At 70.3% G+C, this 23,728-nt stretch carries 23 protein-coding genes; 13 read left to right on the top strand and 10 right to left on the bottom strand.

From position 1 onward, the window contains the following. Positions 1 to 58 precede the first annotated feature (58 nt). The 6 genes from AB0K03_RS10470 to AB0K03_RS10445 all read left to right on the top strand — a co-directional run bounded on the left by AB0K03_RS10470 (position 59) and on the right by AB0K03_RS10445 (position 8,372). On the top strand, positions 59 to 1,147 hold the full coding sequence (locus AB0K03_RS10470; protein WP_364682843.1) for an ABC transporter substrate-binding protein: 1,089 nt from the start codon (positions 59 to 61) through the stop codon (positions 1,145 to 1,147). 129 nt (positions 1,148 to 1,276) lie between these two features. Beyond that, a complete protein-coding gene (locus AB0K03_RS10465) occupies positions 1,277 to 4,024 on the top strand; it encodes an AbfB domain-containing protein (RefSeq protein ID WP_364682841.1) in 2,748 nt (915 codons plus the stop codon). 357 nt (positions 4,025 to 4,381) lie between these two features. Continuing rightward, positions 4,382 to 5,923: a sugar ABC transporter ATP-binding protein gene (locus tag AB0K03_RS10460; RefSeq protein ID WP_364682839.1), complete on the top strand. Its 1,542-nt coding sequence runs from the start codon at positions 4,382 to 4,384 to the stop codon at positions 5,921 to 5,923. After that, positions 5,913 to 6,884, top strand: coding sequence for an ABC transporter permease (locus tag AB0K03_RS10455; protein WP_364682838.1), 972 nt, complete (start codon positions 5,913 to 5,915; stop codon positions 6,882 to 6,884). The genes AB0K03_RS10460 and AB0K03_RS10455 overlap by 11 nt, the downstream gene beginning before the upstream one ends. Further along, a complete protein-coding gene (locus tag AB0K03_RS10450; RefSeq protein ID WP_364682836.1) occupies positions 6,881 to 7,900 on the top strand; it encodes an ABC transporter permease in 1,020 nt (339 codons plus the stop codon). Before AB0K03_RS10455 ends, AB0K03_RS10450 begins: the two co-directional genes overlap by 4 nt. Before the next feature lie 70 nt (positions 7,901 to 7,970). Next, positions 7,971 to 8,372 (top strand): DUF393 domain-containing protein, encoded by a 402-nt coding sequence (locus AB0K03_RS10445; protein WP_364682835.1) that lies wholly within the window; start codon positions 7,971 to 7,973, stop codon positions 8,370 to 8,372. Positions 8,373 to 8,374: 2 nt separating this feature from the next. Here AB0K03_RS10445 and AB0K03_RS10440 read toward each other — a convergent pair whose 3' ends face one another. The 3 genes from AB0K03_RS10440 to AB0K03_RS10430 form a co-directional block, all read right to left on the bottom strand. Continuing rightward, on the bottom strand, positions 8,375 to 9,070 hold the full coding sequence (locus AB0K03_RS10440) for a zf-HC2 domain-containing protein (RefSeq protein ID WP_364682833.1): 696 nt from the start codon (positions 9,068 to 9,070) through the stop codon (positions 8,375 to 8,377). Further along, a complete protein-coding gene (locus AB0K03_RS10435) occupies positions 9,067 to 9,588 on the bottom strand; it encodes a sigma-70 family RNA polymerase sigma factor (protein ID WP_364682831.1) in 522 nt (173 codons plus the stop codon). Before AB0K03_RS10435 ends, AB0K03_RS10440 begins: the two co-directional genes overlap by 4 nt. Positions 9,589 to 9,712: 124 nt before the next feature. Continuing rightward, positions 9,713 to 10,918, bottom strand: coding sequence for a neprosin family prolyl endopeptidase (locus AB0K03_RS10430; protein ID WP_364682829.1), 1,206 nt, complete (start codon positions 10,916 to 10,918; stop codon positions 9,713 to 9,715). A gap of 632 nt (positions 10,919 to 11,550) precedes the next feature. On the opposite strand from AB0K03_RS10430, the gene AB0K03_RS10425 reads away from it, so the two are divergent. Next, on the top strand, positions 11,551 to 12,030 hold the full coding sequence (locus AB0K03_RS10425) for a cysteine dioxygenase family protein (RefSeq protein WP_364682827.1): 480 nt from the start codon (positions 11,551 to 11,553) through the stop codon (positions 12,028 to 12,030). Further along, positions 12,027 to 12,434, top strand: coding sequence for a rhodanese-like domain-containing protein (locus AB0K03_RS10420; protein ID WP_364682825.1), 408 nt, complete (start codon positions 12,027 to 12,029; stop codon positions 12,432 to 12,434). The genes AB0K03_RS10425 and AB0K03_RS10420 overlap by 4 nt, the downstream gene beginning before the upstream one ends. A 383-nt stretch (positions 12,435 to 12,817) precedes the next feature. Here the strand turns inward: AB0K03_RS10420 and AB0K03_RS10415 are convergent, their stop codons facing one another. Both AB0K03_RS10415 and AB0K03_RS10410 read right to left on the bottom strand, forming a co-directional pair. Beyond that, positions 12,818 to 13,522, bottom strand: coding sequence for a zf-HC2 domain-containing protein (locus AB0K03_RS10415; protein ID WP_364682823.1), 705 nt, complete (start codon positions 13,520 to 13,522; stop codon positions 12,818 to 12,820). Continuing rightward, entirely contained in the window at positions 13,519 to 14,070 is a 552-nt protein-coding gene (locus AB0K03_RS10410) for a sigma-70 family RNA polymerase sigma factor (protein WP_199516961.1), read from the bottom strand. Before AB0K03_RS10410 ends, AB0K03_RS10415 begins: the two co-directional genes overlap by 4 nt. Before the next feature lie 205 nt (positions 14,071 to 14,275). Between AB0K03_RS10410 and AB0K03_RS10405 the strand changes: the two genes are divergently transcribed. Continuing rightward, positions 14,276 to 14,998, top strand: coding sequence for a hypothetical protein (locus AB0K03_RS10405; protein WP_364682821.1), 723 nt, complete (start codon positions 14,276 to 14,278; stop codon positions 14,996 to 14,998). Here the strand turns inward: AB0K03_RS10405 and AB0K03_RS10400 are convergent. Beyond that, positions 14,982 to 15,914: a DUF1996 domain-containing protein gene (locus tag AB0K03_RS10400; protein WP_364682819.1), complete on the bottom strand. Its 933-nt coding sequence runs from the start codon at positions 15,912 to 15,914 to the stop codon at positions 14,982 to 14,984. The two genes, AB0K03_RS10405 and AB0K03_RS10400, sit on opposite strands and share 17 nt — an antisense overlap. 117 nt (positions 15,915 to 16,031) lie before the next feature. Here AB0K03_RS10400 and AB0K03_RS10395 point away from each other — a divergent pair, with 117 nt between their 5' ends. Then, a complete protein-coding gene (locus tag AB0K03_RS10395) occupies positions 16,032 to 17,579 on the top strand; it encodes a GGDEF domain-containing protein (RefSeq protein ID WP_364682817.1) in 1,548 nt (515 codons plus the stop codon). A 48-nt stretch (positions 17,580 to 17,627) separates the two neighbouring features. On the opposite strand, the gene AB0K03_RS10390 is transcribed toward AB0K03_RS10395, so the two are convergent. Both AB0K03_RS10390 and AB0K03_RS10385 read right to left on the bottom strand, forming a co-directional pair. After that, entirely contained in the window at positions 17,628 to 18,194 is a 567-nt protein-coding gene (locus AB0K03_RS10390) for a hypothetical protein (protein WP_364682815.1), read from the bottom strand. A 39-nt stretch (positions 18,195 to 18,233) separates the two neighbouring features. Beyond that, positions 18,234 to 18,578, bottom strand: coding sequence for a hypothetical protein (locus tag AB0K03_RS10385; protein WP_364682813.1), 345 nt, complete (start codon positions 18,576 to 18,578; stop codon positions 18,234 to 18,236). Between the two features lie 149 nt (positions 18,579 to 18,727). Between AB0K03_RS10385 and AB0K03_RS10380 the strand changes: the two genes are divergently transcribed. After that, complete coding sequence (locus AB0K03_RS10380) at positions 18,728 to 20,164, top strand: glycoside hydrolase family 76 protein (protein WP_364682812.1); 1,437 nt, start codon at positions 18,728 to 18,730, stop codon at positions 20,162 to 20,164. On the opposite strand, the gene AB0K03_RS10375 is transcribed toward AB0K03_RS10380, so the two are convergent. Continuing rightward, positions 20,161 to 20,763, bottom strand: coding sequence for a TetR/AcrR family transcriptional regulator (locus AB0K03_RS10375; protein ID WP_364682810.1), 603 nt, complete (start codon positions 20,761 to 20,763; stop codon positions 20,161 to 20,163). The genes AB0K03_RS10380 and AB0K03_RS10375 overlap by 4 nt on opposite strands. Before the next feature lie 168 nt (positions 20,764 to 20,931). On the opposite strand from AB0K03_RS10375, the gene AB0K03_RS10370 reads away from it, so the two are divergent. Both AB0K03_RS10370 and AB0K03_RS10365 read left to right on the top strand, forming a co-directional pair. Beyond that, positions 20,932 to 21,840 carry an ABC transporter permease gene (locus tag AB0K03_RS10370; protein WP_364682809.1) on the top strand — a complete coding sequence of 303 codons (909 nt, stop codon included), beginning with the start codon at positions 20,932 to 20,934 and terminating at the stop codon, positions 21,838 to 21,840. Beyond that, positions 21,833 to 22,603, top strand: coding sequence for an ABC transporter ATP-binding protein (locus tag AB0K03_RS10365; RefSeq protein ID WP_364682807.1), 771 nt, complete (start codon positions 21,833 to 21,835; stop codon positions 22,601 to 22,603). The genes AB0K03_RS10370 and AB0K03_RS10365 overlap by 8 nt, the downstream gene beginning before the upstream one ends. A 45-nt stretch (positions 22,604 to 22,648) precedes the next feature. Here AB0K03_RS10365 and AB0K03_RS10360 read toward each other — a convergent pair whose 3' ends face one another. After that, positions 22,649 to 23,725: a hypothetical protein gene (locus AB0K03_RS10360; RefSeq protein ID WP_364682806.1), complete on the bottom strand. Its 1,077-nt coding sequence runs from the start codon at positions 23,723 to 23,725 to the stop codon at positions 22,649 to 22,651. Positions 23,726 to 23,728: the final 3 nt, after the last annotated feature.

Below are 23,728 nucleotides of genomic sequence, written 5' to 3'. Positions count from 1 at the left end.
CCACTCCCGTCGATGTCCCGTCCGCCGGTCCCGCAGTCACCACTAAGGAGCACATGCCATGAGCGCCATGTCCGGCCGCTGGAGGCCGGCAGTCATAACCCTCGGGGCAGCACTGCTGCTCGTCAGCGCCTGCGCCAAGTCCGAGGACAGCGACACCCCCGCGGCGGGCGGCGCGAACGCCTCCGCCGGCGCCCAGGTCGTCCAGTCGGCCACCCCCGGCGCCAAGACCTGCACGCTCGACCAGTTCGGCGGCAAGAAGATCGACCTCAAGACCGCGAAGATCGGCTTCTCCCAGTCGGAGAAGGAGGCGAACCCGTTCCGCATCGCCGAGACCAAGTCCATCAAGGACGAGGCGGCGAAGCTGGGCATCCCGAGCGGCAACCTGCAGACCACGAACGCGAACTCGCAGTTCAACAAGCAGATCAGTGACGTCGAGCAGATGATCGACTCGGGCGTCCAGCTGCTGATCATCGCTCCGCTCAACTCCGACGGCTGGGACTCGGTGTTCGCGAAGGCGTCGGCCAAGAAGGTCCCGATCATCACGATCGACCGCAAGATCAACGCCACGTCCTGCAAGGACTACCTGACGTTCATCGGGTCGGACTTCGAGGAGCAGGGCAAGCGGGCGGCCGACAAGATGGCCGCCGCCCTGGGGAACAAGGGTTCGGTGGCGATCCTGCTGGGCGCCCCGGGCAACAACGTCACCACGCTGCGGACCAAGGGCTTCAAGGATCAGATCGCCAAGGTCGCCCCGGACATCAAGATCGTTTTCGAGCAGACCGGGCAGTTCTCCCGCGAGGAGGGCCAGAAGGTCTCCGAGCAGCTGCTTCAGTCGAACTCGGACATCAACGGCATCTACGCCGAGAACGACGAGATGGCGCTGGGCGCCGAGGTGGCCCTCAAGAGCGCCGGCAAGAGCAAGGGCGATGTCAAGATCGTCTCGATCGACGGCACCAAGGGTGCGGTGCAGGGCATCGTCGACGGCTGGATCTACTCGGTCATCGAGTCGAACCCGCGCTTCGGCCCGCTCGCCTTCGAGACGGCCACCAAGTTCTTCAACGGTGAGCCGATCCCCGAGGACATCATCATCAGCGACCGCGAGTACGACCAGAGCAACGCCAAGAACGACCTGAACAGCGCGTACTGACGCGTACGAGCACTGCCACGGCGGCGTCGGGACCCCCTCCGGCGCCGCCGTGCGTCGTTTCCAGGGCATAGATGTATGTCTATAGCAATGTCCCCCACCAGCGCGCTCCTGCCCCGAAGGAGAACGAACGTGACTGAACATCGACCCCGATCGTGGCGACGCCTCCTCGCCGCGACCACCGTCGCGCTGACCGCCTCGGCCGGCGCCGGCCTCGCCGTGCAGTCCCCCGCGGCGGCCGCCCCGAAGCCGCCGCCGCTGAGCACGCCGTGGACCGGCCAGGTCTCCACCACCAACCCGCTCCCCGAGTACCCGCGGCCGCAGCTGACCCGCCCCGACTGGCAGAGCCTCAACGGGACCTGGCAGTTCGCCGGCGCCGCGAACATCAACACGCCGCCGGTCGGCACCAACCTCGGCGAGGAGGTGCTGGTGCCGTACCCGATCGAGAGCGCCCTCTCCGGGATCATGCGGCACGAGGACTTCATGTACTACCGGCGCACGTTCACCGTCCCCGCCGCCTGGGCCGGCCGCAACGTGCAGCTCAACTTCGGCGCGGTCGACTGGCAGTCCAAGGTCTGGATGAACGGCACCCTGCTCGGCACCCACGAGGGCGGCTACGACAAATTCTCGTACGACGTCACGAGCGCCCTTCGCGCCGGTTCGAACGAGATCATCGTCGGCGTCTGGGACCCGACCGACCGGCAGGACATCCCGGTCGGCAAGCAGCGCACCAACCGCGGCGGCATCTGGTACACCCCGTCGTCGGGCATCTGGCAGACGGTCTGGCTCGAGCCGACCACGCCCCAGCGCATCACCCGGCTGGACACGACGCCGAACGTCGCGGCCGGCGCGCTGGACCTGGTCGTGCAGGGCACCCAGCCCGGCGCAAGCGTGACCGCGCAGGTGCTCAACGGCGGCACGGTGGTGGGCACGGCGAGCGGGACCGTGGGCAGCAGCTTCCGGATCCCCGTACCGAACGCCCGGCTCTGGTCCCCCGGCGACCCGTTCCTCTACTCCCTCAAGGTGACCATGGCCGGCGGTGACGCCGTCGGCGGCTACTTCGGCATGCGCTCGCTCGGCAAGGCGATGCTCGGCGGCGTGCTGCGCCCGACGCTCAACGGCAAGTTCGTCTTCCAGCTCGGCACGCTCGACCAGGGTTACTGGCCGGACGGCATCTACACGGCGCCCACCGACGCGGCGCTCGCCTTCGACCTGGAGCAACAGAAGGCCCTGGGCTTCAACATGGTCCGTAAGCACATCAAGGTCGAGAGCGACCGCTGGTTCTACCACGCCGACCGCCTCGGGCTGATGGTCTGGCAGGACATGCCGGCGCTGGCCAGCGGCAAGGAGCCGTCGACGGCCGGGCGGCAGCGGTTCGAGAAGGAACTCAAGGAGATGATCGACGAGCACAAGGGCATCACGTCGATCGTGCAGTGGGTGCCGTTCAACGAGGGCTGGGGCGAGTACGATGCCGGCCGCATCGCCGACCTGGTCAAAGGCTGGGACCCCACCCGCCTGGTGAACCACAACTCCGGCTCCAACTGCTGCGACTCCGACCCGGACCCGGGCAACGGCGACGTGATCGACGACCACATGTACGTCGGCCCCGGCATCACCCGCGCCCCCTCCGCCACCCGCATCGCGGTCAACGGCGAGTACGGCGGCCTGGGCCTGCGCGTCTCCGGGCACGAGTGGCCGACCAGCGGCAAGTTCGCGTACGAGTGGCTGCCGGACTCCACGGCGCTGACCAGCCGCTACGTCCAGATCACGAGCAAGCTCGTCGACCTCATCAACGGCAACGGTCTCTCCGGCTCCGTCTACACCGAACCCACGGACGTGGAGGAGGAGCTCAACGGCTTCTTCACGTACGACCGGCAGATCCGCAAGATGGACTTCACCCGCGTCCGCGACGTCAACCTGCGCGTCCTCGGCGCGGCCGACGGCACCACGCTCTCCACGAACAAACCGGCATCCCTACGCGTCACCACCCCGGGCTACACCAACCGCTACCTCCGCCACCGAGACGGCGCAGCCCGCACCGACGTCATCACCACGACCAGCACGACCACAGACCGCCAGGACGCGACCTTCTACGTACGCCCCGGCCTCGCGAACAGTTCCTGCTACTCCTTCGAGTCCCGCAACTTCCCGGGCCGCTACCTCCGCCACCGCGCGTACCGCGTCTACAGCGAAGCCGACAGCGGCGGCACGTTCACCGCGGACGCGACATTCTGCGCCCGCCCAGGCCTGTCCGGCGGCGGGACCTCCCTCGAAGCCTCCAACATGCCCGGCTACTTCCTGCGTCACCGCAACGAGGAAGTCTGGATGGACCAGAACACCGGCGGCTCCTTCAACGACGACGCCACCTGGGCAGTCTCCACACCCCTCTGGCGCAGCGGCGCCGACCTCCCGGTCGGTCAGAAACGATCGTTCCGGGTCACCACGCCCGGCTACGACAACCGCTACCTGCGCCACTACGACGGACTGGCCCGCACCGACGTGATCAGCACGAGCAGTTCGGCCACCGACCGCGCCGACGCCACCTTCACCGTCCGCCCCGGCTTCGCCGACACCAGCTGCTACTCCTTCGAGTCGGTCAACTTCCCGGGCCAATACCTCCGCCACGCCAACTACCGCCTCCAGAAATCCCCCAACGACAACACCACCACCTTCCAACAGGACGCCACCTTCTGCGCCCAGCCACCCCTGAACGGCGGCACCGGCAACGTATCCCTGGAGTCGTTCAACTACCCCGGCTACTTCTGGCGCCACTACGCCGAAGCCGTCTACATCGCCACCACCCCCGGCGGCAACCCCTGGGACAACCCATCCAGCTACCCCGCCGACGCCACCTGGTCCAACACCACCCCGCTGGGCTGAAACCACCGCGGCCGGGCAGCCCTGAAGCTGCCCGGCCCACCCGGCGCCGACCGACGCAGAACGACCACGGCGGCTTCGAGGGCGGGGCGGCCCACGCAGGGATCAAGCCTGACCCCCCGGAGTGGGTCGTCCCCGCCCCCGAAGCCCCACCGCAACCCCACGCAGGGATCAAGCCTGACCCCCCGGAGTGGGCCATTCCCCCCGCCCTCGAAGCCCCACCGCAACCCCACGCAGGGATCAAGCTTGACCGCCCGGAGTGGGCCATCCCCGCCCTCGAAGCCCCCCGCTGCCACCTCCAAACCAAAGACAATGTTCGAACTCTTGACGGATTATGTTGAGAAGTGAGTGAATGCGTTCATGGCGTTGCTGGAAGTCGTCGGTGTCTCCAAAGTGTTCCCGGGCGTACGCGCCCTGGACGACGTGTCCTTCACCCTGCAACCGGGCGAGGTCCACGCGCTGGTCGGCGAGAACGGCGCCGGCAAGTCCACGTTGATCAAGGTGTTGACCGGGGTCTATCAGCCGGACGGCGGCCAGGTCCGCTATCGCGACGAGCCGGCCCGTTTCGACACCCCGATGGCCGCCCAGCACGCCGGGATCTCCACGATCTATCAGGAGGTCAACCTCATCCCGCTGATGAGCGTGGCGCACAACCTCTTCCTCGGCCGCGAGCCGCGCACCGCGTTCGGCCTGCTGGACGAGAAGCGCATGTATCGCGAGGCGCAGGAGATCCTGCTGCGGTACGGCGTCACCACCGACGTCCGCCGCCAGCTCGGCACGCTCGCGCTGGGCGCGCAGCAGATGGTCGCGCTCGCCCGGGCCGTCATGATCGACGCGAAGGTCGTGGTCATGGACGAGCCGACCTCCTCGCTGGAGCCGCGCGAGGTCGAGACCCTCTTCGGCGTCATCCGTGACCTGCACGCCCAGGGCATCGGCATCATCTACGTCAGCCACCGCCTGGACGAGCTCTACCAGATCTGCGACGCTGTCACGATTCTGCGCGACGGCAAGGTGGTGCACACCGGCAAGCTCGCCGACCTGGAACGGATCAAGCTGGTCTCGCTGATGCTGGGCCGCGACATGTCGGCCGTACGCCGCGAGGGCTTCACCGGTTTCGCCGGCGAGCACCCCGACGCCGTCGAGGCCGCCCCCGTCCTGAAGGTCACCGACCTCAACAGCCGACACAAGCTGCACGACATCAGCTTCGCCGTACGGCCCGGCGAGGTCGTCGGGCTGGGCGGGCTGCTCGGCGCGGGACGCAGCGAGACGATCAAGGCGATCGGCGGGGCGTACCCGGTGGACAGCGGCGACATCCAGGTGGACGGCAAGGACCTCAAGCGTCCCACCACGGTGCAGGCGGTCAAGGCGGGCATCGCGGTGCAGCCCGAGGACCGCAAGGCCGAGGGCATCGTCGCCGGTCTGTCCGTACGCGAGAACATCGCGCTGGCCGTCCTCCCGCGCATGTCGAAGCTCGGCCTGGTCTCCGACCGGAAGATCGACGAGATCGTCGCGTCGTACATGACCCGGCTGCGGATCAAGGCCTCCAGTCCCGACCAGCGGGTCGGCGACCTGTCCGGCGGCAACCAGCAGAAGGTGCTGCTGGCCCGCCTGCTCGCCACCCAGCCGAAGGTGCTGCTGCTCGACGAGCCGACCCGCGGAATCGACGTCGGCGCGAAGGCGGAGGTCCAGGCGCTCATCGACGAGCTGGCCGGCGAGGGGCTCGGCGTGGTGCTGGTCTCCTCCGACGCCGAGGAGCTCGTCGAGGGCTCGGACCGGGTCGTGGTGCTGCGCGACGGCGCCGTGGTCGGCGAGCTGCGCGGCGACGACGTCACCACCGAGGCGCTGCTCGAGACGATCGCCGCGGCGGCGGTCGAAGCGAAAGAGGTAGGCAATGACGACTGAGGCTGCGACCGCCCCGCGGCCCGCCCTCGACCTCGCCCGGGTCCGCGCGTGGCTGCCGAAGTACGGCGTGTACGTCGCGATCCTGGTCCTGGTCGGCTATAACGTGCTGTTCACCCCGAACTTCCTGACCTGGGGCAACCTGCGCATCCAGCTGATCCAGGTCGCCCCGATCGTCATCGTGGCGCTGGGCATGGCGCTGGTCATCGGCACCGAGGGCATCGACCTGTCGGTCGGCTCGGTGATGGCCCTGGCCGCCGCCCTCATCCCGCTCTACCTCGGGTACGGCGTGCTCGCCGCGCTGCTGGTGTCGCTGCTCGCCGGCGTGGTGGTCGGCCTGATCAACGGCACGCTGGTGGCCCGGGTGGGGTTGCAGCCCATCGTGGCCACGCTCGCCCTGTTCGTCGGCGGCCGGGGCCTGGCCCTGGTGATCTCCAACGGGCAGCTCAAGGACGTCCGCAACGAGGACCTGATCTTCCTCGGTTCCGGTGACCTCTTCGGGATCCCGATGCTGGTCTGGATTGCCGCGCTGCTGGTGCTGATCGTCGCGTTCGTGGTCCGGCGTACGGTCTTCGGCCGCCGGCTGCTGGCGGTCGGCGGCAACCGGCCGGCCACCGAGCTCGCCGGCGTACCGGTGAAGCGGGTCCTGATCACGGTCTACGTGATCTGTTCCGTGCTGGCCTCGATCGCGGGTCTGCTCGCGGTGGCCCGCATCCAGTCCAGCGACGCGTCCGCGGTCGGCCTGCTCATCGAGCTCTCCGCGATCACCGCGGTGGTGGTCGGCGGCACCCCGCTCACCGGCGGCAAGGTCCGCGTGCTCGGCACGGTGGCCGGCGCCCTGCTCATGCAGCTGGTGGTCGCCACCATGATCAAGCACAACCTGCAGCCGTCCACGACCGAGATGGTGCAGGCCGTCATCATCCTCATCGCCGTGTACGTCGCCCGAGAGAGGAAGAGCCGGTGACCCAGCAGATGACGTCGGAACCACACGCCGCTGCGGTGGTGGCCGCCGACGAGCGCCGGGCCCAGCGCACCGATCGCGTCGTCGGCCTGGTGCAGCGGCAGGGCGCCCTGGCCGTGCTCATCACCGTCGTGATCATCGCCTCCGCGGTGTTCCCGAACTTCCGCAGTTACGACAATGCGGGCACGATCCTGGTAGCGGCGGCCCCGCCGGCGCTCATCGCGCTCGGCATGACTTTCGTGATCATCACGGGTGGCATCGACCTCTCCGTGGGCTCGCTGTATGTCCTGGGTGGAGTGGTCTCAGCCTATGCCTCGCGGTGGGGAGTGATTCCTGCATTCCTCTTACCGTTGGCGGTGTGCGGGCTCATCGGCGTGGTCAACGGGCTGCTGATCGCGTACACGAGGATGGCGCCGTTCATCGTCACCCTGGCCGCGCTGCTCGGCGCCCGGGGGCTCATGCGGGCCCTGAGCGACGAGGGCTCGACGACGTACCTGGTCACGAACGACGCGTTCCGCAGCTTCGGCACCGGCACGTTCCTCGGCATCGGCTATCCGGTGTGGCTGGTCGTGGTCGTCTTCGCGCTCGGCATGGTGCTGCTGTCGCGCACCCGGTTCGGCCACGCGGTGTACGCGGTGGGCGGCAGCGAGGACGCCGCGAGCCTCATGGGTGTGGCCGTACGCCGCACCAAGGTCTGGGTCTACATCATGTCCGGCCTGCTCGCGGGTCTGGCCGGGGCGATCAACGCGGCGAAGCTCGGCTCGGGCGTCACGGTGCTGGGCACCGGCATGGAGCTCGACGCGATCGCGGCCGTGGTCATCGGCGGCACCCTGCTGACCGGCGGGGCGGGCACGATCGCCGGCACGATCGCGGGCGTGCTGCTGCTGGGCGTGATCCAGAACATGATCAACCAGGTCGGCAACGTGCCGAGCAGCTATCAGCAGGTCATCAGCGGCGCGTTCCTCGCCGTGGTGGTCGTCGCCCAGACGTACCTGGTCAAGCTCCGCCGCGTGACCTGACAGAAGCGGCATGACCGACTGCACCGCAGCGAAGCAAGGGCCAGGAGGGCACGCCCATTAAGCTCAGTACATGACCACCCCGACCTTCGTGTACGACGGTGACTGCTCGTTCTGCACCACGTGCGCGCAGTTCATCGAGCGCCGCATCCCGTCCCGCGCGACGGTGGTCCCCTGGCAGTTCGCGGATCTCGACGCCCTCGGCCTGACGCTGGAGCAGGTCGAGGAGGCGGTGCAGTGGGTCGGCCCGGACGGCACGGTCGCCTCCGGGCCGGACGCCATCGCCCTGCTCCTGCGCGACGCCGGCCGGCTGTGGGAGGTCCCGGGCCGGGCGCTGCAGATCAAGCCGGTCGGCCTGCTCGCCTGGCCGGTCTACCGCTGGATCGCCGGCCACCGCCACCTGCTCCCCGGCGGCACCGCGGCCTGCTCCCTCCCCCAGGCGCAGCGCGAGAAGCTGTACGGCCCCGGCGCCTGACCTCAGCGCACGCGGGCCGTGCCGAGCACGTGCCCCTCCTGGTCGGCCACCGCGACGGCGCTCACGCTGGGCAGCTGGATCGAGCTCGCGCCGGTGACCCGGGCGTTGCCGCTCGGCGTGGGCCCCCAGATCGCGGCCTGCTCGGTCATCCCGTCGGCGCGGCGCACCTGGCAGATGAACGGCCCGCGGCCGTTGAGCCGGGACACCGTCAGGTCCACCGACACCCCCCACGTCTTGCCGGTCAGCACGGCCTGGCCCGCGAGTCCGCTTCCGTCGGCCGGCTCGAACTCCGCGGTGACCAGTGGCGGGCGGCTCGGCACGGCCTGCGGCGGCGCGGGCGCCTCCCGGTCACGGGTGAGCACGAGGCCGACGGAGATCGCCGCGATCAGCAGCACCGCGGCCGCCGCGAGCCACCGCATGCCGGCGCGGCGGCGTTCCCGCGCACGTTCGGCGCGCATCCGGCTCAGCAGTCCCTCGATCCGGGCCGGGCTGGGACGCGTGCCCGGCGCCACGACCGGTGGCGGGGTGTTCGTCAACGAGCGGAGCAGCTCCGGTACGGGCCCGAGCAGCTCCAGCTCCGCCCGGCATCCGTCGCAGTGCAGCAGGTGCGCGTCGAGGCGGTCGGTGTCGGCGTCGTCCAGGCCGCCGAGCAGGTAGCCGCCGAGCAGCCGGCGCAGCTCGTCGTGGTCGGGGCTCATCGCAGCACCCCCATCTCCTCGAACGCCTGCCGCAGGGCCCGTACGGCGTAGTACGCCCGCGACTTCACCGTGCCCTCGGGCGCCGCCAGGTTGCGTGCCGTGTCGGCGACGGTCCGGCCCTCGTAGTACATCGCCTGGACGACGGCGCGGTGGTCGGCCGACAGCCGCTCCAGCGCCTCGGCGACCAGCCAGCCCTCGACGAGCTGGTCGACGTTGTCGGCCACCGGCGCGGCCTCCACCGCCGCGTCGTCCGCCACCAGGTGCGGGCGCCGCTGCTCCGCCCGCCAGGCGTTCGTCACCACGTTGCGCGCGATGGTCAGCAGGTACGAGCGGGTCCGGGCGGGGTCGGGCTCGAGGTGGTCGATGTGCCGCCACGCGCGCAGCAGCGTCTCCTGGACGAGGTCCTCCGCCTTGTGCCGGTCCTGGACGTAGCGCGAGACGAAGCTGAGCAGCACCGCGTAGTGCTCGGTGTAGAGCGCGGTCATCAGCTCCTCGTCGGGGCTCACCCGTCGCCTCATCCGCTGCCTCCCCCGGGGGTGTCGCCTCGTTGTACCCCGGTGACCGGCGCCCGGTTCGACGCCTCGCGACAAAAGATGCCCGGCCCCCGAAGGGACCGGGCATCGCGTCGGACGCGTACGCGGGTCAGCAGGCTCCCGATCCGCCGAACCGGAACGTCCGATCGGTCATCGACGCCACGCTGTAGTACGGGCCGCTGGCCCGTACCGTGGCCACCGGCAGCGGGCCGTTGGTCATGGAGATCGAGCCGATCCGCGCGGCCGAGAGGTCGGCCGCGGGCAGGCTGTTGCCCATGTCCGTGCAGGGCTGGTTGGTCGAGGCCGCCACCTCGCCGAACCACTGGGTCAGGCCGGCCCGGGTGTACGTGCCGTTCCAGAGCGAGTCGGGGAAGTACCCGATCCACTCGGAGTCGTACGCGACCCACCAGACCCCGTCGAAGTGCTGGATGCCGAAGCGCTTCGTCGTTCCGACGGGCAGCGTGTCGCCGGGCTTGACCGAGCTGCTGTACATCGTGAACCCGCACGCGTTGTAGCAGCTGGGCACCCGGTCCTTCCAGTAGTACACGAACAGGTGCGGGTCGCTGTCGCCGTTGACCGCGCGGTCCACGGTCCAGCCGACTTCCACGATCTGGCGGCCGTCGGCGGACTGGACCGCGATCTCCGTCAGCGTGTGGAAGTCGCCGCTCGCCAGGTACGGCTTGGCGATCGACAGGTTGGCCCAACTGCCGTCGGTGTCGCCGAACTGGGCGCCGGCCGCGTAGTGGAAGTAGACGTCGCCGGTGGCCGCGGCCGCACCAGTGGTCGGCGGCGCCGGCGGCACGACGGTTGTCCTGGCCTTCTTCAGCATGCCCGTGCGCGAGGTGCGGCCTTTGGGCGCGTACTCGGGGACGGGTTCCAACGATCCGCTGGTGTCGGCCGGCGCGGCATCCGCGCCGGCCGCCGCGACCTCCTTGCTGGTCGCGCCGGCCCAGGCGCGCTTGAGCCGCGAAGGCCGCTGACCCCACGGCAGCAGCCTCGGCGGTACGGGAGCATCGGCGCCCTGAGCCGCCGGAACGGGCGGGGCGGGCGGCTCTTCGCCGGCGGGCGGGGTGGTGACATCGGCGGGCGGCTTGACATCGGCGGACTGGCCGGCAGCGGCAGGCTGGGTGACGTCGGCGGAGGGCTCCGCGGCGTCGGCGCCTCCCGCCGGGTCGGCGGGCGCGGTGACGGCGGCGGGCGCCTCCGCGGCGGGGAGTTCGTCGGCGCCGGCGTTCAGGGTCCACACGACCCCCATGGAGCCGACCACGGCGGCAGCCAGGCCGGCGGCGAGCAAACCGCGGCGAGAGTTCGACACGTATCCGTCCTCGTTCATCGGGGGGCTCGAAGGCGGCGGGCGAGGGGTGGCCTCCGGGCGCCCGCTCTCGCAGGCGTCGCCGACCATATAACGCAGCGGATAGCGCTGACTGCGGTCGTCACTCCATTCCGCCTGAACGGTTGAGGTCCCGGGCCGATCCGGTGATTAAACGACCGTCGACAAAAACGCAGAGTATTCATGCGATCGCTCTGCGCCTCTGTTTGGATGGCTTCAAGGAAAGAGGCAAAATACTATGAGGCTCTTTCGGGTACCGCTTAGAGCTGGCATCGCCGCGATCTGCCCGCCCATCGAGCCCGGTTAATTAGGTAAGCTACTTATGTCCGGTATGGCGTCTTTATTGCTTATGCGGATTCACCGTCGGCAGCATATTTATGATCATCAGAACAATGATTTCGGAGCCACTTTTCCCTTGCCACCGGATGCGAACCTTAATTGCACCCCCGCGCATTCATCCATGATGTCGAATTCCCTACGGCCGCCAGCCGGTCGGCCGTACCGTGATGATCTTTTCTTCCCACGATCTGAAAGATCCGCGCGTGGCGCCCCGCACGCCGTGCCGCCGAGGTTAACCTATAGGACCAATAGGTTTTGTATGCTAACCGGGAGCCACCATGACCGTCGCCGCCCTCCGCCTCGACCTCGACCCTCTCGCCCTCGCCCAGCGGTACGCCGCCGATCCCCGCGCGTGGCCCGTGGCACCCCGCTTCGACGCGGCCGAGCGCTGGTACCACCGGCTCGCCGCGGCCGACGACCACGAGGTCTGGCTGCTGACCTGGCTTCCCGGCCAGGGCACCGATCTGCACGACCACGGCGGCTCGGCCGGCGCGTTCCAGGTCTTCTCGGGCACCCTCACCGAGGACACGGTCAGCCTCTCCCCCAGCGGACCGCCCCGGATCACCGCCCGGGAGCTGGGCGAGGGCGCCGGCCGCCGGTTCGGCAGCCGGCACATCCACCGGATCACGAACCGCTCGAACCGGCCGGCGATCAGCATCCACGCGTACGCGCCCGCGCTGCGCAGCATGACGCGCTACCGCATCGGCGCGTCCGGCCTCGACGTGGTGACCGTCGAGCGGGCCGGGGCGCAGTGGTGAGCGCCCCGCCGCTGCGATCGGCGCCGCCCGGCTCCCGGGGCATCGACGACCTGCTGGCGACCGCCCGGGCCCGGCTGGTCCGCCTCGGACCGCATGAGACGTACGAGGCCGTCCACCGCGGCGCCGTGCTCGTCGACATCCGCCCCGCCGCGCAGCGCGCCGAACACGGCGAGATCCCCGGGGCGATCGTCATCGAGCGCAACGTCCTGGAGTGGCGGCTCGACCCACGCAGCGACGCCCGGCTGCCCTTCACGCACTACGGCCTCGAGGTGATCGTCACCTGCCAGGAGGGCTACACGAGCAGTCTGGCCGCCGCCGCGCTGCACGGCCTCGGGCTGCTGCGGGCCACCGACCTCCAGGGCGGCTTCAAGGCCTGGCAGGCCGCCGGGCTCCCGACCGCCTGACCGCGGCCGCCGCGCGGCGGCACCCCTCCGGCCGGCATGATCGCGAACATCCCCTCCGGCACCCGCAGCGCGTTCGGGCCCGTGCTCGCCGGTGTGGACGACGAGGAAACCGGCTCGGCCTCCGGGGGCGGACCTCGGTGCGGCAGCTGGGCGGCGCGTTCGGCATCGCCGTGCTCGGCACCGTCTTCTTCGGACTCTTGACCGGCGCTACCGCCGACCGGCAGGAGCAGTTGCGCGTTTCCGCGACGCCACGATCGTCAGCCTCGCCGTGGCACTGCTCCTGCTGGCGGCCGCGTTCGCGCTGAGTTTCCCGCTGCCCCGGCAGGGCCGTCCGGAAGCCGCGGAGCACTGAGGCCGGCGCGGGGCGGTTCAGCCGCCCCGCGTCACACGGTCACGCTGGCGTACGTCTTCCCCTCCTCGGTCACCACCCGGACCGACGCGACCTGGTCGGGCGGGACGAGCGCGCTGCCGTCGAGCGTCGTCCCGTCCGCCGCGCCGGCCTCCGAGACGAGCCAGCTGCCGGCGAGCACCGCCGTACCGTTCTTGGCCACGACCTCGAGCCGGCACCGCTCGCCCTGGGGGATGCCGGAGACCGCGGCCTTGATCCGCACCCAGCCCGGCGCCGGCGCCACCGCGACCGTGATCCGCGCGCCCGTGCCCGGGTCGACCGCGGTGGCCGTCCGGGTGCCCGGCGCAGTGGTCGGCTGCGACTGGGTCACCGGCGGCTGCGCCACCGGCGGACCTTGATCGGCCGTCGACCGGCCGACCGCGACCCCGGAGGCGATCGCCGCCGCCACCACTACCGCCGCGGCGGCTCCCACCAGCGCGGTGCGCCGATGCCGCCTCCCGGCGGACTCGGCGCGGATCTGCCGCAGCGTGCGCTGCAGCAGCAGGTCGGCGTCGTCGGGGGGCCCGTCCAGCAGCATCGCCTCGGGCACGGCCTCGAGCGCCATCGTCCACTCCTGCAGGGTCTCCACCTCGGTGCGGCACTCGTCGCAGTCGGCGAGGTGCGCCTCGACCTCGTGGCGCTGCTCCGCGTCCAGCGACTTCGTCAGGTAGCCGGCGAGGTCCACGTGATTCGTCTTCATGATGCAGACCGTTCCGTTCCGGCGGGGCTCAGCGATTTCAGCTCGCGTAAGGCCCGGAGTGCGTAGAAGGAGCGCGACTTGACCGTCCCGGGCGGGATGCCCAGCGTCTTCGCCGCCTCCGTGACCGTGCTGCCCTGCAGGTACAGCTGTTCCAGGACCTCGCGGTGCTCGGTGGAGAGCCGGCTGAGCGCGTCCACCACGACCATCGAGTTGACCACCCGTTCGGCGTGGTCGTCGTCGGAGGCCACATCCATCGGGCTCTCCCGTACCTCGGGGGCGCGGGCGTTGCGGGCCCGGATCTGGTCGGTGACGATGTTGCGCACCACGGTCAGCAGCCAGCCCCGGACGGATCCCTTGCCGTTGACCAGGCTGTCGGGATGCCGCCACGCGCGGACCAGGGCCTCCTGGACCACGTCCTCGGCGGCCGCCCGGTCCCGGGTCAGCTGGGTCGCGTACGCGAGCATCGCCCGTCCGTGCTCGGCGAAGAGCGATCTGACCAGCGCCTCATCAGCCACCTCCCGGCGACGTTGGAGCCTCAACCCCGGCATCTCATCCCCCCGGTCACGGCGGTTCTCACGCCGAGGCTGGCCGGACGGAGCGCGTGTCCGGCCACCCTCGACCCCCGTTTCGTCGGTCTGACTCCCCTCACACGCACGGCCGGCGGATCCGGTTCACCGGTCTCCCAAGATTTCTCTGAACCGGATCCGGGCCGGTGGCGTGTGGGGGGCATTTGCTTCGTCCGCAGGGGGAATCATGAAGCGCATCAGCTTGGCATCCGCGGCCGTGGCGGTGAGCGTCCTGGCTCTGACCGGCTGTGCCCGTGCCGATGTGCCGCCGGCTGTCGAGGTCGTCGCCGCGCCGGCCGCCGGGCCCAGCGCCGACGTGCCGCCGGAGCCGGACGACGGGCCACCGACGCAGGAAATCGCCGCCGAGACACCCGACCCGCCCGCCACCCCGGTCCCGGAACCCACCGTCGCCAAGAAGCAGAAGTGGGTGAAGATTTACAGCGGTCAGTCCAGGAAGGACGTCACCCCGCCGCGGAGCATCCGCAAGGGCAGCCGGACCGTCGAGCTCAACGCCAAGGAGAACGCGCAGATCGGCACGTACGTCACCGATGGCGCCGGACGCACGCTCTACCGCTTCGACAAGGACGGCAACAAGCCGCCGAAGGCCACCTGCAACGGCGACTGCGCGAAGGTCTGGCCGCCGCTGCTGATCAAGTCGCCCGGCAAGATCTTCCCCAAGGGCCTCGACCCGAAGATCCTCGGGTACGTCGAACGCGCCGACGGCCACTGCCAGGTGACGATCAACGGTCAGCCGGTCTACTTCTTCGCCCGGGACGAGAAGCCGGGCGACATCCTCGGCCAGGGCGTGAACGGCACGTGGTTCGCGGTGAGTCCCTCGGGTGGCCGGACGAAGCCGCTGCCCGACGCCATCCAGCCGGCGCCGGCCGACCCGGTCAGCCCCGGGAACTGACACACGTACGGCCCGCGTTGAGGCACTCGACCACCTCGTCCATCAGGGCGTCCGGCATCAGGTCGACGAAGAACGCATGATCGGTACGCGGGCTGTGCCGCTGCGCGTCGAAGGTGTCGATCCGGTAGCGGACGCCCACGGGCACGGCGTACGCGACGACCACCTCGAGCCGGGGCACGGCGAAGGTCGACTCGGGGCACCCGCCGCCCGGCTCGGGGAAGATGAGATGTTGCCGGTGTCCCCTGCTGTCCAGGCGGCGGCCGTCCCAGCAGCTCGGGAAGTCGAAGGTCCGCAGCACCCGGTGCCCCGCGGGGCAGATCGGGTAGCGCATCGTCCGGCGACGCTCCTCGCCACCGCAGCTCCACACCGGAGCGGCCAGCGCGCCGCCGTTCGTGTACGCGTACGCATCGCCGACCACTCCCCGCAGCAGGCGCGGCATCTGCACGACCGGGCTGCGCGGATTGCCGTGGAAGGTCAGCGTCACGGCCGCGGGCACCTGCACCGTTCCGCCGTGCTCGCCGGCGCCGTCGTGGACGATCCGGAGCACCGGCCAGTAGTACGTCGACTCGTCGCCGTTGGGGCAGGTCGTCCCGCCGCCCGGCAGGCTCTCGACCGTGGCGCCCACGTCGTTGGCGAGGTTGCCGACGTAATCGTGAACGTGGTGCGGCGGCCCGGCCCGGCGCGGCGTGACCACGATGTTCGCGGTGTTGCGGTGCCCGTTCTCGTTGCGCCCGCAGTCCCAGGTGTACGACCCGGTGGCCGGCTCGGCGGCCCCCGCGGGAACGCGCCGGATGGCGACGTAGTCGGGACCGAGCCGCGGTGACGTGACCCGGGCGGCGCCGATCGCCACCCCGGCGAGCACGATCTCGACCGCCAGGGCTGCCGCGACTGCCCGTCGCCGGCCCCACGAGCCCATGCGTCTCACGATACGCATCGACGGTGAGGCCCCCGGTGTACCGAACTGGACAGTCGACCGACGTCGATCGTCGACGACGGGGATTTACTTGACGCTCGAACTGCTGATACTGGGGTCATGGCGGATTGGATCTCGCAGGAGCGGTTGCCGGTGCCGGTGACCGCGTACGGTCCGCTGCATCTGCTCGCCACCACCGTGCACCGGATGGCCAACAACGGGCTCGCGCACGAGGCCGTCGACGCCGCCGACGCCTACCTGGCCATCGCCCGGAGTGTCGGGGACGAGAAGACCATCCGTTTCCTCATGCAGGGCAAGATGTACGCCATGCTCGCCCTCGGGCGGATCCCCGAGGCCGACACCCTCGGATCGTCGCTGCTCCACGAGTACCGCCGCATCGGCTCGGCCCTCGGCGAGGCGAAGGCCCTCTGCGATCTGGCGCAGGTCCACATGCTCGGCGGCCACTACGTGGACTGCATGCGCAACCTCGCCCGGGCCGGCGTGCTGCTGGACGAGCAGCCGGCCGACACCGACCGGCGCCGGTCGGCCATGTGCTCGTTCGCCGAGGCGGCCACCGCGGCCGAGCTGTACGAGACGGCGGCGTGGGCGTACGAGCACCTGCGGCACCATTCCGCGTCGTTCGACCTGGTGCACGCGGTCACGTTGCTCTACTGGGGACTGCGGCTGTCGCATGTCGGACGCGCCGACGAGGCCCGCAGCCGCCTGCGCCGCAGCGCCGAGATCACCCGCGCCTGGCTGGAGAACCACCCCGATCCCACGGTCACGGCCGTGCACGCGCTCGCGCTGGCCAAGCTGGGCGAGACGCACGTGGCGGAGAAGCTGGCCCGCTCGGTGATCGGCGAGCTGCGCACGGCCGGCACCCACCAGTACGCCCGCATGGCGCACCTCGCGCACGGGATCAGCCTGCGCGCGCACGGCTTCCTGCACGAGGCGCGCCGCGAGTTCATCGCCGCCCGCGACCTCCCGGAGTTCGGCTCCCGCCCGGACGAGCGGCCGATCATCCGCTTCGAGCTCGCGCTGACCGCGCTCGCGCTCGACGACGGCCAGGCGAGCCGCGACCTCTTCCAGACCGTGGAGGCCCAGGTACGCGAGCTGTGGCAGTTGCGGCTCCAGCGGCTCGCGATGCTGCGCCAGGCGCGTCAGCGCGAGGAGATCGAGGCGGCCAGGGCCCGCGCCGAGCGGGAGATCCTGCGTGATCCGCTGACCGGCCTGGGCAACCGCCGCCGCTTCGACCTGCTGATGGACGGGATCTCCCCGACCGGCGACGACCCGCTCTGCCTGCTGCTCATCGACCTCGACCACTTCAAGGCGGTGAACGACGCGTACTCGCACAGCGCCGGGGACCGGGCCCTGCGCGAGGTCGCGACCATCCTGCGGGCGCACTGCCGCGCCGGGGACGAGGCCGTCCGCTACGCCGGCGACGAGTTCGTCATCTTCCTGCGCGGGGACGCGACCGTGGGGGCCGAGGTGGGTGAGCGCATCCGTACGGCGGTGGCCCGCGCGGCGATCCTCGCCGACGTCCGCCTGACGGTCAGCGTCGGCGTGGCCGGCTGGAAACCCGGCATGACCGGCGAGCAGCTGTTCCGAGCGGCCGACGACCGCCTGTACGCGGCCAAGTGGAGCGGCCGCAACACCACCGCGGCCTGATCCCCGTCCAACCACCCCACCGCCACCCACAAGCGGACTGAAGGCCCGTCACTGGGGGTAGACGACCTCCGACCGGCCGCTGTACGGGTGCCGCGTCCCGTCGCGCTCGTAGCCGGTGCCCGGCGCATCGAGCCAGACGACGTACGGCACCTTCGGACTGAGCCCGGTGATCGTCGCCGTGACGGTGCAGCCCTTGCCCGCCGCGACCTTCTGCCACGTGTACGGCGGCTGGGTGCCGGACACGAGCGGCTGCTTGACGGCGGTGATCCGGTAGTCGGAGCCGTACTGCCGGGGCCAGGTCACGGTCAGCCTCCCGGGACCCGGTGTGACCTGCAGCGGGATCAGCACCGGATCGACCGTCCACGCCCTCGCGCAACCCGGAGGCGGCGTGGGCAGGAACGATACCGGCGGCAGGGCGGGCGACCGGGAGCCGCTGTAGCCGACTCCGGGGCTCGGCGTGGCGCTGCCGCCGGCCACCACGATCCAGTTGCTGCCCGGAGCCGGTGTGGCGCTCGGGCTCGGCGTGGCGGATCCGGACCCCAGCCCGAGCGCGCTGCACCCGCCGGTCGCGAGGGGCAGGGCGAGCAGCGGGAGCAGGAGCTTGATGAGCCGCATGTCAGTTCGATCGGCCCGTCGCCGGGATCTTTTAGCGCGTCACGCCTTGTAGAGCTGGTGACCGGCCATCTCGAGGCCGTCCTCGGCGACCAGGACGGGGGTACGCAGCCCCGATTCGTCGCTGAGCAGCAGGTGCGCCCCTTCGCGGCGGTACGTGCCCTTGGCGCCGCGGCGGCGGCCCGCGACGCTGCCCTTGTACGACCAGTCGGCGGCGAGGCAGAGCCGGACGGTGCCGTCGGCGTTGCGCCACAGCCCGGTGAAGCCCTCGGGCGGGCCGTCGGGCCGGTGCGGCTCGGGCCGCAGGGCGTTCTCGGCGCCGCCGAGCGCGAGGGCGAGCAGGGACGCGGTGCCGAAGATCGTGGTGTCGACAGGGACGGTTCGCATGGTGCTCCGGAGGCGTACGCGGGGGCGGGACCCCTCCTTTCGGCCCGCCGGCCGCCGCCTTGAGGGAATCTTGAACATTGACTGTTAACGATTTCACTACATTATTAACTGTTACCGACGTGTACCCCCGCACGAGAGGTGACATCCCCATGCGTCACAAGAAGTGGATCGCGGTCACCGCGATCGCCGCCACCACCGCCCTGCAGCTCCACGGCATCGAGGCCGCGCAGGCGGCCACCGTCTGCAACCGCTACTGCGACGGCCGCGACCCCGCGCTCTCCCCCGGCGACCGGGTCCCCGTGACCGCCACCCTGTACGGCCGCTCCTTCAAGGTCCACGTCGACGACACCGACGCCATGATCTGGGCGGCGGTCGACAACGGGCAGCCCGGCGACCAGGTCTGGCTCGACCGATCCTTCGACGGCGGCCGCACCTGGACCGGTGACAGCCGGCTCGGCGACACCACGGTCCCGGCCGGCGCCGGCGGGTGGCGTACGGCGATGTTCAACGTCGACGACTGGAACACCCGCGGCGTCGGGGTGCTGCGCGCCTGCGGGAAGGCCGGCGACCGGCCCGAGCTCGTCTGCACCGCGTGGGCCCGGAGCACCTGGAACTCCTGGGACCGGCGTACGGCCGCCGCCACCGCGCTGATGATGCGCTACGACCGGAACAACGGGCTTTTCGACACCAACGGCTGGTGGACCGGGGCGAACGCGCTGACCGCGCTCATCGAGACCAGCCGGATCAGCGGCATGCACAGCTACGACTACGCGATCGCCACCACGTACGACAAGCAGATCAACGCGCTGCAGGGACAGTTCCGCAACGAGTACCTGGACGACAGCGGGTGGTGGGGGCTGGCGTGGGTGGCCGCTTACGACCGTACCGGCGACAGCCGCTACCTGAGCACCGCGCGGACCGACGCCGACCACATGTACGCGTACTGGGACACCCGGTGCGGGGGCGGCATCTATTGGAAGACCGATCGCACGGTGAAGAACGCCATCGCGAACAGCCTCTACATCCAGCTGAACGCGGCCCTCTCGCAGCGCATCGGCGGGGACACGGTCTACCGCGGGCGGGCCCGGGCCGGCTGGGCGTGGTTCCAGGGCAGCGGGATGATCAACAGCTCGAACCTGGTCAACGACGGGCTGAACCTGAGCACCTGCCGCAACAACGGTGACGTCACCTGGACCTACAACCAGGGCGTGCTGATCAACGCGCTGGTGCAGCTCAACCGGCTCACCGGGGACGCGAACGCGCTCACCGTGGCGCGACGGGTCGCGGACGCGGCCACCACGAGCACCTACCTCAACAGCAACGGGATCCTGCGCGAGCCCAACGAACCCGACCAGTGCAGCGGCGACGGGGTGACGTTCAAGGGCGCGTTCATCCGCGGGCTGGGCGTGCTCAACGCGGCGGTGGGGCGGCCGTACGACGCCTACCTGCGGCGACAGGTGGAATCGGCGTACGCGAAGGACCGGAACAGCTTCGACGCGTACGGAAGCCATTGGGCCGGCCCGTTCGTCAGCACCAACCACAGCTGCCAGCACAGCGTGCTGGACCTGCTGAACGCCGCCCCTTAGGGCTTGCTCGCGCGCAGCGCCCCGGTGACGACGACCGCCAGGTTCTCCAGGTAGTCGTCGTCGATCGGGGTGCGCGACACCGCCAGCCGCCAGTACAGCGGGCCGATCATGAGGTCGACCGCGAGCTCCGGGTCCGTGCCGGCGGGCAGCTCGCCGCGCTCGACCGCCTGGCCGACGATCTTCTCCCCCACCGCGAGCTGGTGGGTACGCAGCGCGCGCTGCAGCGTCTCGGCGATCTTCGGATTGCGGGCGGCCTCGGCCATCAGATCGGGGATGATCTGGGAGGCGATCCGGTGCTGGAGCGCCTTGCTGACGATGAACATCAGCAGTTGCAGATCGGTGGCGAAGCTACCGGTGTCGGGCATCGGCACGCTACGCTCCGCCACACCGGAGACGATCTCGAGGACCATCTCCAGCTTGTTGCTCCACCGGCGGTAGATCGCCGTCTTGCCGACCCCGGCCCGGCGCGCCACCGCCTCGATGGACAGCCGCCCGTAGCCGACCTCGGCCAGCTCGTTCATCACCGCGTTCCGGATGGCCGCGGTGATGTCACCGCGGAGCACCGCCGCTCCGGCAGGTGCGCGTTTCGCTGTCGCCACAGGGTCACTATACGCGAGGACGCAACGGTTGCGTTTCGACGTTTGGTCGGATAAGTTCGGCGCAACGTCGATACGATGGCGTTTCATCGCGTCAGACTGTTTACTGTGTTCCCGCGCAAGTCACCCAGGTCCCACCCCGACGGACCGACCAGATCGGAGCGCCACCCCATGACACAGACGGCGGTCGCCGATTCGGACACCGGCATCCCTCTGAGAGAGCTGGCCCGCCGGCACGGCCTCACCGCGGCCGGCCGTTTGCCCAGCCTGCCGGCCTACTCGCGGCAACTGTGGTCGTACCGGCACTTCATCGCCTCGTACGCGAACGCCAAGGTCACCTCGTCGCTCGGCAAGACCCGCCTCGGCATGCTCTGGCAGGTGCTGACGCCGCTGATCAACGCGGCCGTGTACTACGTGATCTTCGGCCTCGTGCTGAGCACTGCGCGGGGGGTGGACAACTTCGTCCCGTACCTGTGCACCGGCGTCTTCATCTTCCAGTTCACCCAGTCGGTGGTGCAGGCGGGCGTCCAGGCGATCAGCGGCAACCTCGGGCTCATCCGCGCGCTGCACTTCCCGCGCGCCAGCCTTCCGCTCGCGATCACCACGGTCGAGGTCCGCAACATGTTCGCCTCGATGGCCGTGCTGATGCTCATCGTGGTGGGCTTCGGCGAGCCGCTGACCCTGGAGTGGCTCCTGGTCGTGCCGATCTTCCTGCTGCAGTCGATCTTCAACGCCGGCCTCGCCATGGCCGCCGCCCGGCTCGGCTCCAAGGTCGCCGACATCAAGCAGCTCGTGCCGTTCATCATGCGGATCTGGCTGTACGGCTCCGCGGTGCTCTACCCGGTGACCAAATTCAGCTCCAACGAGTTCCTGCACTCCCACAAGTGGCTGCTGTACATCGTCGAGGCCAACCCGCTGCTCGTCTTCATCGACCTGATGCGCCACGCACTGATGGAGGAAGTGCCGCTCGCGGCGAGCCCGATGGTGCTGTGGCTCGAGGCCATCGGCTGGGCGCTCGTGGTCGGCCTCGGCGGATACGTCTACTTCTGGCGCGGAGAGAAGGGGTACGGCCGTGGCTGACCAGCGCGAACCCACCGTGATCGTGGACGACGCGCACGTCGTCTACCGGGTCCACCAGGCCGGCAGCGCCGGTACGGGCAGCCCGCTCGCCAGCTTCAAGCGGATCGTCACCGGCGCGAAGCCCGCCACGCTGCGAGAGGTGCACGCCATCAAGGGTGTGAGCTTCGTCGCGTACAAGGGCGAGGCGATCGGCCTCATCGGCACCAACGGCTCGGGCAAGTCCACGCTCCTGCGGGCCATCGCCGGCCTGCTGCCGGTGGAGAAGGGCGCCATCTACGCCGCTGGGCAGCCGTCCCTGCTCGGCGTCAACGCGGCCCTGATGAACGACCTGCCCGGCGAGCGCAACGTGGTGCTCGGCTGCCTGGCCATGGGCATGTCCCCGGCCCAGGTGAAGTCGCAGGTCAAGGACATCATCGACTTCTCGGGCATCAACGAGCGGGGCGACTTCAGCTCGCTGCCGATGCGGACGTACTCGTCCGGCATGGCCGCCCGGCTGCGCTTCTCGATCGCCGCCGCGAAGAAGCACGACGTCCTGCTCATCGACGAGGCGCTGGCGACCGGCGACGCGAAGTTCCGCAAACGCAGCGAGCAGCGGGTCCGTGACCTGCGCGCCGAGGCCGGCACGGTCTTCCTGGTGAGCCACAGCGAGCAGTCGATCCGGGACACCTGCGAGCGCTGCATCTGGCTCGAGTCCGGCAAGATCCGCGGCGACGGCCCCACCGAGGAAGTCCTCAAGGAGTACGAGTCTTTCGTCAAGAAGTGACGAAGAAGGGGCGGCCGCGGGGCCGCCCCTTTCTCGTACGTCCGGTCACCGCATCGACAGATGCACGTGGTTCGTGTGGTCGCTGGACGGATCGCCGTTGCCCCGGCTGTACGCCTTCCAGCCGCTGCTGGGCAGCCAGATGCGCTTGAACCAGATGACGTAGAGCACACCCAGCCGGCTCGCGTTGTTGATGAAGTAGTTCGCCAGCCGGTTGCCGTAGTCCCGGCTGCTGCCGGACGCCACCCCGCCGAAGCCGTTCTTGTCGGCGGCGAAGTCACACGCCTTGCCCTTGGGGTGCTCGCCACTGTTCTGGTGGCGGAAGCAGGCCACGTAGTGGTTGAAGCCCGCCCGCTGCGCCTCCTGCATCGCGTGCAGGGTGCGCGGCGTGATGCAGCCGCTGGTCGTCGGGTCGTTGACGCTGCACGACTCGCTCGGCAGCGAGCCGTCGGAGTTGCGCGGCGCCGCCGACGCCCGGGAGCTGCTGCCGCTCGACCCGCTGGAGCCGCTCGGCGCGCCGCCGGAGTCGCCGTCGTCGGCTGCCGCGTTGGCCGCCTTCAACGCGTTCTCGGCCTGGGCCTTGCGCTTCGCCATGATCGTGACCTGGCGCTGCTGGTCGCGGATCTCGGCGTCGATCGCGGTCTTGGCCTGCGCCTGCTTGGTACGCGCGTCCTTGAGATCCCGGATCGCGCGGTCCTGCTTGACGGCGACCGTCTGCAGCGTCGCGACGCGATCCAGCAGGCCGTCGGTGGAGTCGGCGGTGAGCAGCGCGCTCATCGGGCCCAGCCGCCCGGCGCGGTACGACTGCCGGACGATGTCGTCCAGTGCGCCCTGCTTCGGGCCGAGCTCGGCGTCGATCTCCTTGAGCTTGGCGGCGAGCTGCTGCTGGCGCTGCTTCGACCGGTCGAGCGCCTCCTTGGCCTCGACGAAGCCCTTGGAAGCGGCCTCCAGCTGCTCGACGAGGGACTTCGAGCCACCCTCGCCGTCGTCGCCGGAGTCTCCGGGCGCGGCGAGCGGACGGGGGGCCGCGATGGCCCCGGCGGGGGCGACGAGCGCGAGCCCCGTGGTGGCGGCGAGGACGGCGAGGACCGTTGCTAATCGCCGGCGGACAGGGTGGAGCCTCACGTG

This window comes from Actinoplanes sp. NPDC049316 (assembly GCF_040677315.1).
Lineage (GTDB): Bacteria > Actinomycetota > Actinomycetes > Mycobacteriales > Micromonosporaceae > Actinoplanes.
This window is presented reverse-complemented; position numbering and strand designations above follow the sequence as displayed.

Excerpts from the sequence above, each read along its gene's own strand:
- AB0K03_RS10445 (WP_364682835.1), top strand. The coding sequence starts at position 7,971 with ATGACCACCCCGACCTTCGTGTACGACGGTGACTGCTCGTTCTGCACC.
- AB0K03_RS10385 (WP_364682813.1), bottom strand. The coding sequence starts at position 18,578 with ATGCGAACCGTCCCTGTCGACACCACGATCTTCGGCACCGCGTCCCTG.
- AB0K03_RS10425 (WP_364682827.1), top strand. The coding sequence starts at position 11,551 with ATGACCGTCGCCGCCCTCCGCCTCGACCTCGACCCTCTCGCCCTCGCC.
- AB0K03_RS10440 (WP_364682833.1), bottom strand. The coding sequence starts at position 9,070 with ATGAGCCCCGACCACGACGAGCTGCGCCGGCTGCTCGGCGGCTACCTG.
- AB0K03_RS10460 (WP_364682839.1), top strand. The coding sequence starts at position 4,382 with ATGGCGTTGCTGGAAGTCGTCGGTGTCTCCAAAGTGTTCCCGGGCGTA.
- AB0K03_RS10410 (WP_199516961.1), bottom strand. The coding sequence starts at position 14,070 with ATGCCGGGGTTGAGGCTCCAACGTCGCCGGGAGGTGGCTGATGAGGCG.
- AB0K03_RS10400 (WP_364682819.1), bottom strand. The coding sequence starts at position 15,914 with ATGGGCTCGTGGGGCCGGCGACGGGCAGTCGCGGCAGCCCTGGCGGTC.
- AB0K03_RS10470 (WP_364682843.1), top strand. The coding sequence starts at position 59 with ATGAGCGCCATGTCCGGCCGCTGGAGGCCGGCAGTCATAACCCTCGGG.
- AB0K03_RS10415 (WP_364682823.1), bottom strand. The coding sequence starts at position 13,522 with ATGAAGACGAATCACGTGGACCTCGCCGGCTACCTGACGAAGTCGCTG.
- AB0K03_RS10370 (WP_364682809.1), top strand. The coding sequence starts at position 20,932 with ATGACACAGACGGCGGTCGCCGATTCGGACACCGGCATCCCTCTGAGA.
- AB0K03_RS10455 (WP_364682838.1), top strand. The coding sequence starts at position 5,913 with ATGACGACTGAGGCTGCGACCGCCCCGCGGCCCGCCCTCGACCTCGCC.
- AB0K03_RS10435 (WP_364682831.1), bottom strand. The coding sequence starts at position 9,588 with ATGAGGCGACGGGTGAGCCCCGACGAGGAGCTGATGACCGCGCTCTAC.
- AB0K03_RS10405 (WP_364682821.1), top strand. The coding sequence starts at position 14,276 with ATGAAGCGCATCAGCTTGGCATCCGCGGCCGTGGCGGTGAGCGTCCTG.
- AB0K03_RS10380 (WP_364682812.1), top strand. The coding sequence starts at position 18,728 with ATGCGTCACAAGAAGTGGATCGCGGTCACCGCGATCGCCGCCACCACC.
- AB0K03_RS10395 (WP_364682817.1), top strand. The coding sequence starts at position 16,032 with ATGGCGGATTGGATCTCGCAGGAGCGGTTGCCGGTGCCGGTGACCGCG.
- AB0K03_RS10390 (WP_364682815.1), bottom strand. The coding sequence starts at position 18,194 with ATGCGGCTCATCAAGCTCCTGCTCCCGCTGCTCGCCCTGCCCCTCGCG.